The organism is Arthrobacter sp. MOO21, from assembly GCF_057369995.2.
Window position 1 is genome coordinate 2,186,931 of the sequence record NZ_CM170671.2, and the last position, 14,684, is coordinate 2,201,614.

The 14,684-nt window shown below is 66.7% G+C and carries 12 protein-coding genes; all 12 read right to left on the minus strand.

Annotated features, from left to right (window positions below):
* Window positions 1–27: 27 nt before the first annotated feature.
* Window positions 28–246 carry a hypothetical protein gene (locus AC2JAJ_RS10090; RefSeq protein ID WP_486415986.1) on the minus strand — a complete coding sequence of 73 codons (219 nt, stop codon included), beginning with the start codon at window positions 244–246 and terminating at the stop codon, window positions 28–30.
* A 69-nt stretch (window positions 247–315) separates the two neighbouring features.
* Window positions 316–1,797 carry an HNH endonuclease signature motif containing protein gene (locus AC2JAJ_RS10095; protein ID WP_486415985.1) on the minus strand — a complete coding sequence of 494 codons (1,482 nt, stop codon included), beginning with the start codon at window positions 1,795–1,797 and terminating at the stop codon, window positions 316–318.
* A gap of 72 nt (window positions 1,798–1,869) precedes the next feature.
* On the minus strand, window positions 1,870–2,574 hold the full coding sequence (locus AC2JAJ_RS10100) for a hypothetical protein (RefSeq protein ID WP_486415984.1): 705 nt from the start codon (window positions 2,572–2,574) through the stop codon (window positions 1,870–1,872).
* Window positions 2,571–3,068 carry a DUF2199 domain-containing protein gene (locus tag AC2JAJ_RS10105; RefSeq protein ID WP_501053464.1) on the minus strand — a complete coding sequence of 166 codons (498 nt, stop codon included), beginning with the start codon at window positions 3,066–3,068 and terminating at the stop codon, window positions 2,571–2,573. The genes AC2JAJ_RS10100 and AC2JAJ_RS10105 overlap by 4 nt, the downstream gene beginning before the upstream one ends.
* A 156-nt stretch (window positions 3,069–3,224) precedes the next feature.
* Window positions 3,225–5,732: a GcvT family protein gene (locus AC2JAJ_RS10110; RefSeq protein WP_486415982.1), complete on the minus strand. Its 2,508-nt coding sequence runs from the start codon at window positions 5,730–5,732 to the stop codon at window positions 3,225–3,227.
* A 55-nt stretch (window positions 5,733–5,787) separates the two neighbouring features.
* On the minus strand, window positions 5,788–6,138 hold the full coding sequence (locus AC2JAJ_RS10115) for a bifunctional 3-phenylpropionate/cinnamic acid dioxygenase ferredoxin subunit (protein ID WP_221383640.1): 351 nt from the start codon (window positions 6,136–6,138) through the stop codon (window positions 5,788–5,790).
* A gap of 277 nt (window positions 6,139–6,415) precedes the next feature.
* Complete coding sequence (locus tag AC2JAJ_RS10120) at window positions 6,416–7,879, minus strand: MFS transporter (protein WP_486415981.1); 1,464 nt, start codon at window positions 7,877–7,879, stop codon at window positions 6,416–6,418.
* A 385-nt stretch (window positions 7,880–8,264) separates the two neighbouring features.
* Window positions 8,265–9,134, minus strand: coding sequence for a formate dehydrogenase accessory sulfurtransferase FdhD (fdhD, locus tag AC2JAJ_RS10125; protein WP_486415980.1), 870 nt, complete (start codon window positions 9,132–9,134; stop codon window positions 8,265–8,267).
* The gene (locus AC2JAJ_RS10130; protein WP_486415979.1) at window positions 9,122–10,465 is read right to left on the minus strand and encodes a molybdopterin molybdotransferase MoeA; all 1,344 of its coding nucleotides are present in this window, start codon (window positions 10,463–10,465) and stop codon (window positions 9,122–9,124) included. Before AC2JAJ_RS10130 ends, fdhD begins: the two co-directional genes overlap by 13 nt.
* Before the next feature lie 169 nt (window positions 10,466–10,634).
* On the minus strand, window positions 10,635–11,543 hold the full coding sequence (locus tag AC2JAJ_RS10135; RefSeq protein WP_486415978.1) for a bifunctional 5,10-methylenetetrahydrofolate dehydrogenase/5,10-methenyltetrahydrofolate cyclohydrolase: 909 nt from the start codon (window positions 11,541–11,543) through the stop codon (window positions 10,635–10,637).
* On the minus strand, window positions 11,540–12,166 hold the full coding sequence (locus AC2JAJ_RS10140) for a cyclodeaminase/cyclohydrolase family protein (protein ID WP_486415977.1): 627 nt from the start codon (window positions 12,164–12,166) through the stop codon (window positions 11,540–11,542). The genes AC2JAJ_RS10135 and AC2JAJ_RS10140 overlap by 4 nt, the downstream gene beginning before the upstream one ends.
* Window positions 12,167–12,172: 6 nt before the next feature.
* Entirely contained in the window at window positions 12,173–14,665 is a 2,493-nt protein-coding gene (locus AC2JAJ_RS10145) for a GcvT family protein (protein WP_486415976.1), read from the minus strand.
* Window positions 14,666–14,684: the final 19 nt, after the last annotated feature.

The following is a 14,684-nucleotide window of genomic DNA, read 5'->3' on the forward strand; positions in this document are numbered from 1 at the left end:
GCGGGGGCGCTCTTCCGTCGTTACGGCCTAACCAGGGTTGTTTCCGTCGTGCTCGGCCTCCGGATCCAGGTCCTTGCCATAACCGCTGGCCGAGGCAAGCCCCGACACCTGCTGGCCGGCATTCGTTTGACCGGGGGCAAACTGCCCGTCCTGTGGGTCCTGGGCTTCCCCCTCCGACCCGGGTGCGACATCCCGCCGCAGGTGCTCGTCGGAAGGAACGTTCTTGGATACCTCTTCATCAGCCATGCCAACAGCCAAACACCGGCAACAGAGATCCTGCAAGGCCTGCGGCAGCGCTGTGCTACCGGTGCAGTGTCAAGCGGATGGGCCGTGCAGGACCCACTCCAGCCAATCTTCCGCCGGGGAAAGCCTGGAGTGGACCAGATCGGGAACAGCGACAGGAGGACGTTCCCCCGGCGCGTGGTCCCGGGCCTGTAAGGCAGGCCATCGTGGTGGTTCCCAATCCTGGTGTTCGGACGTGTAGTGGCGGCCGGTGGGTGAGGTCCAGCCGGGTGGTTCGTTCCTGGTGGCCGGGGTGGGTGTCCAGCCGGTGCTGTGCCGGAGTTTGTGGTGTTTTCGGCAGGGTTGTCCCAGGTTCGAGATCCCGGTAGTGCCGCCGTTGGCCCAGGCAAGGATATGGTCGGCGTCGTTGTCCAGGGAGTTGTTGCTGCACCCCGGGAAAGGGCATTTGCCGTCCCGCATCCTCAACCAGGCCCGCATCGCACCGGTCACACGGTAACTCGTCCGCCCAATCTCCAGCGGCGCCCCGTCCCGCGGATCCACCAACACCCGGTAGAAGGAGCTGGCGCCGTTGGCGACGAGTTGCCTGGCCATGGACGGCGGGATGGGCCCGTAGCCGTCGAGCATGGCTGGTTCATCGGTCAATCCCATCAGCGAGGACACCGGGACGGTGACCAGCACCTGCGCTTGGATCCGTGGCGATGGGACATGTGCTGCTTCACCGTCTTCAACATCCCCGGTTGCGGTGCCGCTGCCCAGGATCGCGTCGGCGAAGGTGTCGGCCCGGAGCTGGGGCATGCTGCGGGGCTCGTCGGGGCCCTGCATGCTCCGGGCGAGGGCGGTGAGCCGGTTCCAGCCGGCCAAGGCTTGGTGGGCGGGCAGGTGTGCGGAGAGCCAGGCCATCCCGTCCTGGTCCGGCCGGAACTCCACCCGCCGATCCGCCACAGACTTGGCGTGGCGGATTTCGATGCTCTCGGCATGGTGGCGTTCCCGCCAAATCCTTGCCTTGGCCCTGAACCGGTGCGCGGGCATCTTCCCGGCCGGGCAGCCCCGTGCCGGGTCCGGGGCGCCCGGGTCCAGGAAGTGCCCTTCCAGTGCGGCAGCACCGGCGGCATCAAGGCTGGCCGTCTCGTCGACCATGGCCAGGGCGTGCTGCCACGACAGGTCCCCGGCGTCCAGGGCCGCAAGGGTCCTGGGCAGCGTGGTGGCAAGGGCGTGGGAGGCGGCCAGGAACGACGACGCGGCCCGCGGCCCCAGGGACAGCACACACCCGATCTCGGCCGCGACGGCCATCTCCTGCGCCTGCACCGAAGCGTCCAGCCCGGCAACAGCGTGGGCACTGTCCGAGTACCTCACCGCGGCCTTCGCCTTCAACCCAGCGAACCCCGCCTCCACCTGACGGGCCCCGGCAAGAACATCCAGGCAACCATCGGCGAGCCCCGCCAACGGATCAGCCGGCGAGAACGGCTCAAGACCGTGCCCCTCCACCTCGGCATGAAGCACAGCAAAGGCACCACGGATATCCGCATAAGCCTTGGCCACCGCTGCTTTCCCCATGAACTAATCATCGGGGGAGGGTCTGACATTAAGAGGAGCGGCCGGACCTTTCACCGGCAGGGGAGATCGGAGCTAAACGACGGCTCCGTCATGGCGCTGCACCCGGCGGGAACGGCGGGGGAGGCGCCAGGCCCAGTACGCAATCATGAGTCCTGCCGTCGCTGCCCCTCCCGCGTATGTCGACGGCGAGGACCAGGACCCTTCGGGGGTGGGAACGGCAAAGGCAACCACGACGGCGGCCATGGCCAGGATGACCTCCACAGCCGCCTGCAGCCGCCTCGCCTGGTACCCGGGGTACGCCAGCCGGAGCAGGGGGACGAACGGGAGCAGGAACAAGCCGAGGCTGAAGACCGGGTAGATCACGTTGAACGTGAAGATTGTCAGGCCCAGCACCAGCAGGCCCAGGAACTTCAGCAGGTCCAGGGCGCGGAGCCGGTTCTCCGGCGTCCACCGGCTCAACAGCAGCCCCCACGCCGGAAGCCCCAGCAGCCAGCCGCCTGCCCAGAAGCCGACGTTCAGCAATGCCAGCGGCACAAGCAGGGCGCCTGGCAGCAGGAACACCACCGCTTGCCGGAGGGACGGCACCTTTCCGGGCGGCCCGAAGATGCACGCCCCGATCAGCAGGTACGCCGCAACATACCAAGGCAGCAGCTGGATCACTGACCCAGGAACGGGAGGACCCAGGGACGGGCCGAACAACAGGAGCGTCAGCGAGGTCACCATCACGCAGACCGCGGCGAACGTCCAAGGGCGGCGGCCCGGGCGCTGCTGAATCACGGCAGTGACGCCAGAATGTCATGTGGCCACACCCTGGTCAGCACGTCGTCCAACTCCTCGTTCGGGCTGGACACACAATATGGAGTCTGGTCCACGTTGAGGACAGCCAAATTCACCGGCACCGCGAACAGGCCCCATGGCACGATCCTGTTGGCCAGGTACCCGGTAAGTTTCAGGTCGGCATACTCGGGCGCGTTCCACACTCTGCAGGCGTGCTGGAGGTCATTGGGGTGGATGGCAATCCAAACCCCGAACCGGAACTCGTGCCCACCCTGCAACTTGATGGGAAGCAGGGCTCGGACGAACGGGCTGATGTTCGGGATCTGCATGAGCGTGGCCTTGTTGGGGTCCGGGTCGCTGAGCCAGCTGTCCTCGGCGCGGTGCGGTCGCGGGCTCTCCAACACGGGATCCGGTAAACGGAACCGGACATCCCTATCGTGCGCCGCCACAGTTTCCCCGCACATCCCGCACATGCGCTTCCTGCCGAACATCATGCATCCCCCAGTGCCGTAGTTACTGACGGGAGTCTATGTCGGCGGTTTCCACACCAACTCGTCGCCATTCCGCAGACACCAAAAAGGGTGGTTGGGCCTGCCGGTCTCAAGCAGGCCCAACCACCCAGGTTTTGACGGGTTCAACCCCGGGGCAGGTCAGCCGCGGAGGCGCTCCATGCCGGGATCCACGAGCGGTTCGGCGGTCACAGTCGCCGCCACGCGGCGCCCGAAGTACTCGATCTCCACAGAGTCCCCGATCTCGACGGCGGACGGCAGCCAGGCGTAGGCGATCGGCTTGCGCACGGTGTAGCCGTAAGCGGCACTCGTCACGTACCCGGCAGCCGAGCCGTTCACGTACACGGGTTCCTTGCCCAGCACGACTGACGTGCCGTCGTCGACCGTCAGGCAGCGCAGCGCACGCGCGGCGGGCTGCTCCTTGCGCTTCGCCAGGGCCTCAGAACCAACGAACCCGGTCTTGTCCTTGGCCACGGAGAAGCCCAGGCCGCACTCGTACGGGTGGTGCTCGGACGTCATGTCCGTGCCCCACAGCCGGTAGCCCTTCTCAAGCCGCATGCTGTTGAAGGCGCCGCGGCCGGCGGCGATGATGCCGTGCTCCTGGCCGGCCTCGAACAGCAGGTCCCAGAGCTTCAGCCCATATTCGGCCGTGGTGTAGAGCTCCCAGCCGAGTTCGCCCACGTAGGAGAGCCGCATGGCCGTGACGGGGATGCCGCCTACCGAGATCTCCTTGGTGCGGAAGTACTTGAGGCCCTCGTTGCTCAAGTCGTCCGTGCTGACCTTGCCGATGACCTCGCGAGCCAGCGGGCCCCACAGGCCGATGCAGCAGGTGCTGCCGGTGATGTCGGTGACATGGACCCACTGCGCGGGGTCCGCTGCCGACTGGCGGCGGGCCTCCACCCGGAGGTAGTCGAAGTCAACGTTGCTGTTGACGCCCAGCTGGAACTCTTCCTCCGCGAGCCTGGCCACGGTCACATCACTGCGGATGCCGCCGTCGTGCTCCAGCAACAGGCAGTACGTCACGGCGCCGGGCTTCTTGGCGATGTTGCCCGTGCTGAGCCGGTGCAGCAGCGCCTGCGCGCCCGGACCCACCACGGAGAGCCGCTTCAGCGGCGTCATGTCGAAAAGTCCGACGGCGGTACGCGTCTTCCACGCTTCGGCGGCGGATATGGGGGAGTGGAACATGGCGGACCACTCGTCCCGCTCCGGCGCCTGCCACTCGGCCGGCAGTTCCGCAAGGAGCCCGCGGTTGGCTTCGAACCAGTGCGGACGCTCCCAGGCTGCGGACTCCAGGAAGAACGCGCCGAGCTCCTTCTGGCGGACATTGAACGGGCTCACGCGCAGGTCCCGTGGGGATTCCCTGGGCTGCAGCGGGTGCATCACGTCGTAGATCTCCACGAAGTTCTGCTGCGAGGTCTCGCTGACGTAGGAGTCTGAGGTCTGAACCTTCTCGAAACGGGTCAGCTCGCAGCCGTGCAGGTCGGTCTGCGGCTGGCCGTCGATGAGGAGTTCAGCCATGGCTTTTGCAACGCCGGCGGAGTGCGTCACCCAGACAGCCTCGGCCACGAAGAAGCCCTCAAGGTCCGGCGCCTCTCCCATCAGCGGGCCGCCGTCCGGGGTGAAGGAGAAGATGCCGTTGAACGCGTCGTTGATCTGGGTTGAATGCAGCGCCGGGAGCAGGTCCTGGCAGTCCTCCCAGGCAGGAGCGAAATCTTCCAGGGTGAAGTCCAGCCTGGACGGCATGTTCTGGTCGGACATCTCGGCAGCGCCCACCCGGGGCAGCCTGTCCATATCCACGGGCAGGGGGCGGTGGGCGTAGCTGCCGATGCCGATCCGGTTGCCGTGCTCACGGAAGTACAGGTCCCGGTCCTGGTAGCGCAGGATGGGTTTGCTGGCCCCGTTGGGCAGTGCGTTGACGCCGCGCAGTGCCTCCACCGGGGTGGTCTTGGCGTACTGGTGCGCCAGCGGCAGCAGCGGCACGCTCAGCCCGATCATCTTGCCCAGCTCGCGGCCCCAGAACCCGGCGCAGGACACCACGATGTCAGCCGGGATCACGCCGTCGGACGTTTGCACACCAGTGACCTTGCCGCCGGCCTGCTCGATGCCCGTCACCGCCGTGGAGCCGCGGAAAGTCACGCCGGCTGCCTTGGCCTTGCTGATGAGGAGCTGAACCGCGCGTGCCGCTGAGGCCAGGCCGTCCGAGGGGACGTAGAGTCCGCCCAGGATGCTGCGGCCGTCCGCCAGGGAGCCCGGGTTGAGCAGCGGCCAGAGCTTTTCGCATTCGTCCGCGTCGATCAGCCGGCCCTCAACACCCCAGGAGGTGGCGTAACCCAGCTTGCGCTTCAGGTCCTCGAGCCGGGTCTCGGTGGTTGCCAGTTCCAGGCCGCCAAGCTGGTTGAAGCAGGAGACTCCCTCCGCGCTGAGGGAGAGCAGCTTGTTCACGGTGTAGGTTGCGAACTCCGTCATGGTCTTGGACGGGTTGGTCTGGAACACCAGGCCCGGCGCATGCGAGGTGGATCCGCCGGCAAGTTCCAGCGGCCCCTGTTCGACCACGGTGATGTTGGTCCAGCCGCGGCTGGAAAGCTCGTCGGCGAGGTTGGTGCCGACGATGCCGGCTCCGATGATGACGACGCGGGGTGATGCGCTCATGGTTCTTGGTTCTCCTGGTTGGCTGCTGGGATCCGGCTGTACGGAAGTTTCTGGGCTAGACGTGTCCGTGGACGGTCAGCCCGGGCGGCAGGTTGGGCGCGTCGGTGGACTCGTTGACCATGATCATGCCGTTGACGACGGTCACCTCGTGGGAGCGGACCGGCAGTTTGGCGGGCGGTGAGTCAACGCTTCCATCCCGAAGGTTGAACTTGGATGCGTGCAGGGGGCACTCCACCCAGCAGTCCTCAACCCAGCCGTCGGCCAGGGAGGCGTCCTGGTGCGTGCAGGTGTCGTCGAGGGCGAAGAGTTCGCCCTCTTCGGTGTGGAATACCGCGATCGGCGGGGAGGTGTTGAGCCGCAGGGCTTCACCTGGTGCCAGTTCACTGAGCGGGCAGGCCTCGTGCATGGGGAGTACCTCAAGTTTTCTGAGCGGGTGCGTCTTTTTTGGTGCTTTCGTTTGCTTCGCTATGAGCAACGCGCATCACTATATGCAACACGGTGGCGCAGCTCACATCAGATGTCAAGGCTTTCCTGCATTGTTGCGTCAGCTGCCGTTACTGTTTCAGTGCGTTTCTGGGTCCGGCGCAGACGTGCTGGACGCAGAGGAGGCCTCCACCGCTGTTGCGGCGAAGGCCTCCTCTGGATGCTTGGCTCTGAGTCGACGTGACTAGGCAGCCACGGTGTCAGTGGGAGAAGTCTGCTGAAATCTCGGCGAGGGTGCGCCCCTTCGTCTCAGGCGCGAGCCATTGCGAGAGGACTGCGCCGAGCAGTGCGACGGCGGCCGCCACGACCATGGTTGCGCCCATGCCGATGTTGGCGATCGCCCATGGCAGGGCGAAGGTGCCGAGTGCGGCCCCGATGCGGCTGAAGGACGCGGCGAAGCCCATGCCGACGCCGCGCAGGTGGCCTGGGAATACCTCGGCCGGATAGACCTGGGTCATCGTGGTGTAGCCGGCATTGAAGAAGGAGAAGGCGAGAAACAGGACGAGTACGAGGATCGCCGGTGCGTTCCCCCATACTCCGATGACCAGCAGGATGCCGGCGCAGAGCCACTGCCCGGGCACGGTGAGGATCCGGCGGCCGAGCCTGTCAATCAGAAGCACGCTGGTGACAACGCCCGCGACCGCAAGTGCGGACAGGCCGACTCCACCGGCCCAGCCGCCGCCGAAGCCGAATTGGTTGAGCACCTCGTCGGCGAAGGTCGCGATCGCGAAGTACGGAGTGACCGCGCAGAACCAAAAACCTGCAGTGAAGAGGGTGGCGCGCCAGTACTGCGTCGAGAACAGCATTCCGAAGGAGGCGTTCTTGATTTTGGTCCCACTCTCCGCGGCCTGGGCCTCCTGGATCATCCTCAGATCCATCTCTCCGGTGATGCTGTCGTGCATCTGGGGCGATTCGACGTATCTGCGTGCGATCGCGAGTGCTTCCTTGTGCCGTCCCTTCGTAATGAGCCAGCTCGGCGATTCCGGGAGGCCCATGCGGGCGAGGAACAGAATAAAGGCGATGATCGTGCTCGTGCCGATGACCACGCGCCATGGGGTGCCCGCGTCGTGCAGGAGCGTGCCGACGATGAATGCCATCATGAAACCGACGTACCAGGCGATCAGGGTCAGCCCGAGCAACCGCCCGCGGAGCTTGGGCGGGGAGAACTCTGACAGCAATGGCCCGCCGATTGAGTACTCACCGCCGATCGCCACGCCCATGAAGAACCGGATGAGGGCCAGCTGGATTACGGCTCCGTCTCCAGAGGTTACGAAGAACTGGGCCGCTGAGGCGGCCAGGAACAGGCCCATGTCCACGAGGAACATGGGCTTGCGTCCGAACTTGTCTGTAGCCCAGCCAGCCAGCGGAGAGCCGACGAAGATACCAGCCAGCGGGCCCGCAGCGATCATGCCCAGCGATAGTGCGTCGAGCTGGAGATCTGACCGCATGGATCCGGTGACGGGGCCGATGATTCCGAGGATGTAACCATCGAGGAACATCCCGCCGATGAAGACAGCAACAAGCCGCACCATGAAGCGGCGTTTGAACGTGGAGCTGGTCTCTTCTGAGGCCTCGTGGACGTTGGGAGATGACTTCGTCGTCGCTCCCAGGTTCCGGCGCTCCCCACTGCTTTGATCGATGGTGCTGCCACCTTTGATTGTCATAAACAGTTTCCTTTAGTGATTTAACGCCGCAGCATGCATGCTGGCAACGCCGTGCGGCCAATGCGCGAACAAGGGCTCCCCTTCGGCTCGGCCATGGGTGAATTCGTTCGTATGTTCCGGGAATCATCACTGCGAAAGTCCGGGGGACGAGAGGAGCTTGTCCCGGGTGAAATTCGTTCCGTGATGATCAACAGCGTTCGCTTTATGCAACAAAATCGTGCGCCAGCTCACACCCAAAGTCAAGAACATGACCTCCTGCGGAGGAAGTATGTAAGCGTCCTTGCTTTCAGGTCCGGGGCATGCCGGAAGCCCCACCCGTTCGGATAGGGAGACGGCCACAATCTGTCGCAGCGCGCGACGGGTCCGTGGCTTTGACACCTGTGCTTTAGGCGGGGATGGAGACCGCCGGGCGTGGCCTGGCCAGCCGTTCCCGGCCCGCGTAGACATTGAGGCTGTGGCCGCGGTTGAAGCCCACCAGCGTCACGCCGGTTTCGGCGGCGAGGTCGGCCGCGAGGCTTGAGGGGGCACTGACTGCGGAGAGGACCGGGATTCCGGCCAGCGCCGCCTTCTGGACAAGTTCGAACGAGGCCCTGCCCGAAACTTGCAGGACCGTGCCGCGGAGCGGCAGCAGCCCCTCCCTGAGCGCCCAGCCCACCACCTTGTCCACGGCATTATGCCGGCCCACGTCCTCGCGCAGGCACAACAGTTCCGGTTCCGGCCCGTCCGCCCGGAACAGGCCGGCCGCGTGCACCCCGCCCGTCTTGTCGAACACCGCCTGGGCCTCCCTGAGCCGTTCCGGGAGCCCGGCAAGGGCATCAAGGGGTATCTGGACGGCATCCTGAGACGGGTCGAAGTGCTGCGTCTTCCGGACGGCGTCAATGGATTCCGTGCCGCAAATACCGCAGGAACTCGAGGTGTACACGTTCCGCTTGGTATCGGGGAGGGCCACGTCCGGACGGAGCTGGGCGTCGACGACATTGAACGTCTGCTCGCCCTCCCGGGTGCCGGCGCAGAAGCGCAGGGAGGTCAGCTCGGACGCGTGGCGGACCACGCCCTCGGAGACAAGGAAACCCGCAACCAGGTCGAAGTCCTCTCCCGGCGTCCGCATCGTCACGGCGAAGGAGCTGCCGTTAATACGGATCTCGAGGGGCTCTTCCGCGGCGAGCACGTCCTCCTTGAACCTGACCGGATATTCGGTGCCGGTGTCATCGAGACGGAAGCGGTGGATCTTCCGGCGTTGGATCATTCGTGCCATGCGGTGTTCCGTCCTTGCCCCGGGGGCATAGTTATGGTTTCTGCCTGTGTGGTCCAGGGAAGGGGCAGCACGGTAACGGGTTCACCCGATTCGACGCCCTGCGGAGGGACAGCCATCACGGCGTCCGCCCACGCAAGGCCCCGCATCATGCCGGGGCCGGCGTGCTGGACCGGGAACGCAAGGCCGGACAGGAACCGGCAGGGGAGCAGGCGTGTCCTTCCTTTGTCCCCTTCGATGTCGCAGCCGGACATCACCAGGTGCATCGGAGGCAGGTCTCCGCCCCCAAGCGATGCCAGCAGGGGTGCCCCGAGGGTGAGCATCGCCATCATGGCTGCCAGGGGATTCCCGGGCAGGCCGATCACGAACCGGCCGTCGGGAAGTCCGGCGAGCACCGCCGGATGGCCGGGACGCATCGCGATGCCGTCCACCAGCAGCTGCCCGCCCAGGGCGTCGACCGCGGTACGGAAATGGTCGGTACCGGACTTCCCGGTGCCGCCCGTGGTGATGATGACATCCGCGCACCCACCCTGCGACGTCGCCGTGCCGTCCAGGGCGTCCAGCCACTCGCCGAAGGAGTCGCCGATCCGTTGCGGGCTGCCGGCAACACCGCCCAGCAGGGACACCACGTTGCCGAGCTGGGGACCAAACGTGTCCCGGACCTGTCCGGGCACAGGAAGGCCCTGTGTGACCACTTCAGCCCCGGTCAGTACGACGGCGACAGCGGCCCGGGCGCGTACCTCCAGGGTGTCGTGCCCCGCCGCAGCAGCCAGGGCCACGTGGGCCGGATTGAGGACGGTTCCCGCCGGCAGGAGCACCTCGCCGGAGCGGGCTTCCTGCCCGGCAGGCCGGATATGCTGGCCGGCGCCCGGCTCTCCAGGCTTCGTATCCGGGCGGAGCGTGAGGACGTGGTTGCCGTTGGGGTCCCGTGTGGCCAGGCCGCTTTCCTTCCGGAGGACGGCATCGGCGCCGTGCGGCACCAGGCCGCCGGTGGCAATCACGGCGGCACTGTTCGCGGGCAGGAACCGGTCGGCTGCGGTGGGCGGGGGCACATGCTGGCCGGGTCCAGCCAGCAGCCACGGGCCCGGCCCGTTCACGGCCCAGCCGTCCATGGCAGACGAGGCATAGTGCGGCAGGTCCTGGCGCGCCGTGACATCCCGGGTCAAGGTCCGTCCCACGGCTTCCGCGAGCGGGACGGCGACGGGCCGGAGCGGACCGGCGGAGCCGAAGGCTATGTGGCGCGCTTCGGACCACGGGACGCAGCCCCGTTCCCGGACGGGATCCGGTCCGGCTGCGCTCGTGGAAGCGGTGGCTGTCAGTCCATTGGCAGGCATCCGGGCCCCCTCCTTGTCGATTCGCCGGCATGCTGCCGGCCGCGGGGCCCCGTTTTCCGAAAACGGTGCTTCGATGAGGAATACCTCCCCAGGTCTTAGGCCCATCGAAGCACCTTTCACGGAAAACGGGACACCCGTTGCTAACGCTGTGCCTTCCCTAGCCCGCGGCTTACAGGACCTGGGCCTCGAGGGCACCGGATCCCACAGGCTGCGCCTGCACCGGCAGGGAAGACGATTGGCGGCGGGCAGCCTCCACGGTGTGCAGGAGCAGCAGCGCCGTCGTGACGGAGCCGACGCCGCCGGGCACCGGGGTGAGCGCTGCTGCCGTGCCGGTGACGCTGGCTTCATCCACATCACCCACGAGTGAACCGTCGGGAAGGACGTTCGTGCCGACGTCGACCACCACGGTCCCGGAGGAGACGTGGCTGCCGGTCAGCAGCCCGGCACGCCCCGCGGCCACCACCACGACGTCGGCGTCCTTCGTGTACCGCTCCAAAGGGCCCGACCTGGAATGGCAGACCGTCACCGCGGCGTCGCGCCCCAGCAGCAGGAGGGACAGCGGCTTGCCCACCACGGCGGAGCGTCCAACGACCACCACGCTTTTCCCCGCCACGGGCACCTGGTAATGGTCCAGGATTTCGACGACGGCGCGGGCCGTGGCGGGTGCGAAGGCCGGCTGCCCGACGGCGAGGCGTCCCAGGCTCAGGGGATTGGCGCCGTCGATGTCCTTTTCCGGGGCGATGAGGCCCACCAGGCTGTCGGTCCGGACGCCCGGTGGCAGCGGAGTCTGCAGGATGATGCCGTTCACTGACGGTTCGGCGCTGAGGTCCCGCAGCACGCTGGCCAGCACCGGCTCCGTGGCGTCATGGCCCAGGTCGATGATCCGGCAGCCGACCCCGGCGCGCTCCGCTGCCCGCTCAATGGAGCGGACGTACCAGTGCGTTGACTCGTCGGCGGTGGCCATGACCACGGCCACCACTGGCCGGACGCCGTCCAGTTCAAGCGACCGGACCTGCTCCTGGACCTCCTGTTGGAACAGGGCGGCCAGGGGTTTTCCGGAAAGCACTGCGGTGTTCAACCAAGGATCCTTTCCCGGACGCGGGCCGAAAGGGCGTCTGCCGCCATGACCACTTTTTCCTCAATGCCGTCCGTCTGCCCGGCCAGCAGGCTGCGGGCTTCGGGGTCTTTGATGGCCACCACGTTGATGTCGATGTTGACGCGTGCCGTGGTTACGGCTGCCCGCGCGGCATCGGCTGCTGCGGCGACGTCGCTGATGACGTTGGCGTTGGCCACGTCGAACAGTTCCGTCGCGAGGTCCACTACCGACCCGGCGACGGTGATGAGTTCCGCCGGGGTCCGTGCCGCCTGGGTGAGCGCGGACTGGATTCCGGCGGCGCGGGCGGCCTTGAGCTCCTCCGTGTCGGAGGGGAGCTTGTAGGAGTCGATGACTGCCTGGAAGGCGTGTTCGTCCGCGTCAGCCAGGCGGAGTGCCTCAACGACGAGGTCGTCGGCGGCCTGGGTGATGCGCCGCACCAGCGGGGCGTGCTGTTCGTACTTGTTGCCCGTGGTGTAGCGCGCCACCATTGCCACCAGGGCGGCGCCCTGGGCGGCATGGAGCGCGGCGGCGGCCCCGCCGCCCGGCGTCGGCTGCTTGGCGGCCAGCCGGGCGAGGTAGCTTGCGATTGTTTCTGAGCTGATCATGGCCCTCTACCCGCGGAGCCTGGTCATGGTGGGGTCGTACAGGGGGTCCTGGGTGACCGTGGCCACGATCCGGCGCCCGAAGTACTCGATCTCCACGGAGTCGCCGATGGACACCTCGGCGGGCAGGTAGGAGTAGGCGATGGGCTTCTTGACCGTGTAGCCGTACGCTGCGCTGGTGACGTAGCCGACCGCCTGGTCCTTGTAGAACACCGGTTCCTTGCCCAGCACCAGGCTGCGGCCGTCGTCGACCGTCAGGCAGCGCAGGCGGCGTGCCGAGTTCTCCTCGGTGCGGCCTTCCAGGGCCGCCTTCCCGACGAAGTTGTCCTTGGCCATCTTGACTGCGAAGCCCAGGCCTGCCTCGAAGGGGTCGTGCTCGGTGGTCATGTCCGTACCCCAGGAGCGGTAGCCCTTCTCCAGGCGGAGCGAGCTGAATGCCGCACGGCCGGCGGCAATGACGCCGAACGGCTGGCCGGCCTTCCACAACGCATCCCAAAGGCGCTGGCCGTTGTCGGCGCTGGTGTACAGTTCCCAGCCGAGCTCGCCAACATAGGACAGGCGCATGGCGGTGACCGGGACTCCGCCGATGACCACCTTCTTGGAACGGAAGTACTTCAGGCCGTCGTTGGAGAAGTCGTCACTGCTGACGGTGCTGACGAGGTCGCGGGCGAGCGGGCCCCACAGGCCGATGCAGCACGTGCCGCCGGTGGTATCGCGGACCTGGACCCAGTCGCCGGCGCTGCCGCTTTCGGTCTGGTGCCGGGCGGCGCGTTCGAAGTAGGCGGTGTCGATGTTGCCGTTGGCGCCCAGCTGGAAGGTCTGCTCATCCAGGCGGGCCACGGTGATGTCGCTTCGGACACCGCCGGCGTGGTCCAGCAGCAGCGTGTAGGTAACGGCGCCCGGCTTCTTGTTCAGGTCGGCCGTGGTGAGTTCCTGCAGCAGCTTCAGTGCGCCGGGTCCGGAGATTTCGAGGCGCTTGAGCGGGGTCATGTCGTACATGGCGACGGCGGTACGCGTCTTCCATGCCTCGGCCGCGGCGATGGGGGAACTGAACATGCCGGACCAGGCATCACGGGCTGGTGGCTGCCATTCGGCGGGCATCTCCTTGAGCAGGTCAGCGTTCGCCTCGAACCAGTAGGGCCGTTCCCAGCCGGCGCCTTCCAGGAAGTAGCCGCCCAGTTCCTTGTGCCGGGCGTGGAAGGGTGAAACGCGGAGGTTTCGCGGGGAGAGCTTGGGCTGCAGCGGGTGCAGGACGTCGTAGATCTCCACGAAGTTCTGCTGCGAGGTCTCACTGACGTATTCGGGCGTCAGCTGGACATCCTCGAAGCGGTGGATGTCGCAGTCGCCCAGGTCGATGCTGGACTTGCCGTCCACGAGGAGCTCGGCCACGGCGCGGGCGATGCCGGCGGAGTGGGTGACCCAGACTGCCTCAGCCACGAAGAAGCCGTCCAGTTCCTTGGACTCGCCAACCAGTGAGCCGCCATCCGGGGTGAAGGAGAAGATGCCGTTGAAGCCGTCCTCAATCTCGCTTTCGCGCAGGGCCGGGAGCAACTGCTTGGTGGCTTCCCATGCCGGGAGGAAGTCCTCCACCGTGAAGTCCAGCCGGGACGGCATGTTGTGCTCGCTGATCTCGTTCGGCTTGAAGCTGCCGAGTTCGTCCAGGTCCACGGGCATCGGCTTGTGGGCGTAGGAGCCGATGCCGTAGCGGTCGCCGTGCTCGCGGTAGTAGAGGTCCTGGTCCTGGTGGCGGAGGATGGGCAGCTGCGCACCGTTGGGCAGTTCATTCTTGCCCTGCTGCGCCGGAACCGGGGTGGTCTTGACGTACTGGTGCGCCAGCGGCAGGAGCGGCACGGACATGCCGATCAGTTCACCGACCTTGGCGCCCCAGAAGCCGGCGCAGGAGACAACGATGTCTGCCGGGATCACGCCGTCGGGCGTCTGGACGCCGGTGACGCGGCGGCCGGACTGCTCGATTCCGGTGACCTCGGTGTTGCCGATGTACTTGACGCCGGCGGCCTCGGTGCGCTTGATCAGCAGCTGGACGGCGCGGGCGGCGCTGGCGAGCCCGTCGCTGGGGACGTGCAGGCCGCCGAGGATCCGGTCCTCGTTAATAAGGGGGTAGAGCTCCTTGCACTCTGCGGCGGAGAGGATGGAGCCCTCGATGCCCCACGAGGACGCGTAGCCGAGCTTGCGCTTGAGGTCGGCGAGGCGGGTTTCGGTGGTGGCAACCTCCAGGCCGCCCACCTGGTTGAAGCAGCTGACGCCGTCCTCAGTCAGGGACAGCAGCTTCTCCACGGTGTACTTGGCAAAGAGCGCCATGGACTTGGAGGGGTTGGTCTGGAAGACCAGGCCGGGGGCGTGGGACGTGGAACCCCCAGGCATGTTGAGGGGGCCCTGGTCCAGGACCGTGATGTTGTTCCAGCCCCGGGTGACGAGTTCATCCGCCAGGTTCGTACCGACGATCCCGGCTCCGATGATGACAATGCGTGGCGACGATTCCATGTGGGTATCTCCTGCTGCT

Bases quoted from the DNA above. Each gene is read 5' to 3' on its own strand.
- AC2JAJ_RS10120 (WP_486415981.1), bottom strand. From the start codon at position 7,879: ATGACAATCAAAGGTGGCAGCACCATCGATCAAAGCAGTGGGGAGCGC.
- AC2JAJ_RS10110 (WP_486415982.1), bottom strand. From the start codon at position 5,732: ATGAGCGCATCACCCCGCGTCGTCATCATCGGAGCCGGCATCGTCGGC.
- AC2JAJ_RS10090 (WP_486415986.1), bottom strand. From the start codon at position 246: ATGGCTGATGAAGAGGTATCCAAGAACGTTCCTTCCGACGAGCACCTG.
- AC2JAJ_RS10140 (WP_486415977.1), bottom strand. From the start codon at position 12,166: ATGATCAGCTCAGAAACAATCGCAAGCTACCTCGCCCGGCTGGCCGCC.
- fdhD (WP_486415980.1), bottom strand. From the start codon at position 9,134: ATGGCACGAATGATCCAACGCCGGAAGATCCACCGCTTCCGTCTCGAT.
- AC2JAJ_RS10145 (WP_486415976.1), bottom strand. From the start codon at position 14,665: ATGGAATCGTCGCCACGCATTGTCATCATCGGAGCCGGGATCGTCGGT.
- AC2JAJ_RS10130 (WP_486415979.1), bottom strand. From the start codon at position 10,465: ATGCCTGCCAATGGACTGACAGCCACCGCTTCCACGAGCGCAGCCGGA.
- AC2JAJ_RS10095 (WP_486415985.1), bottom strand. From the start codon at position 1,797: ATGGGGAAAGCAGCGGTGGCCAAGGCTTATGCGGATATCCGTGGTGCC.
- AC2JAJ_RS10115 (WP_221383640.1), bottom strand. From the start codon at position 6,138: ATGCACGAGGCCTGCCCGCTCAGTGAACTGGCACCAGGTGAAGCCCTG.
- AC2JAJ_RS10105 (WP_501053464.1), bottom strand. From the start codon at position 3,068: ATGATGTTCGGCAGGAAGCGCATGTGCGGGATGTGCGGGGAAACTGTG.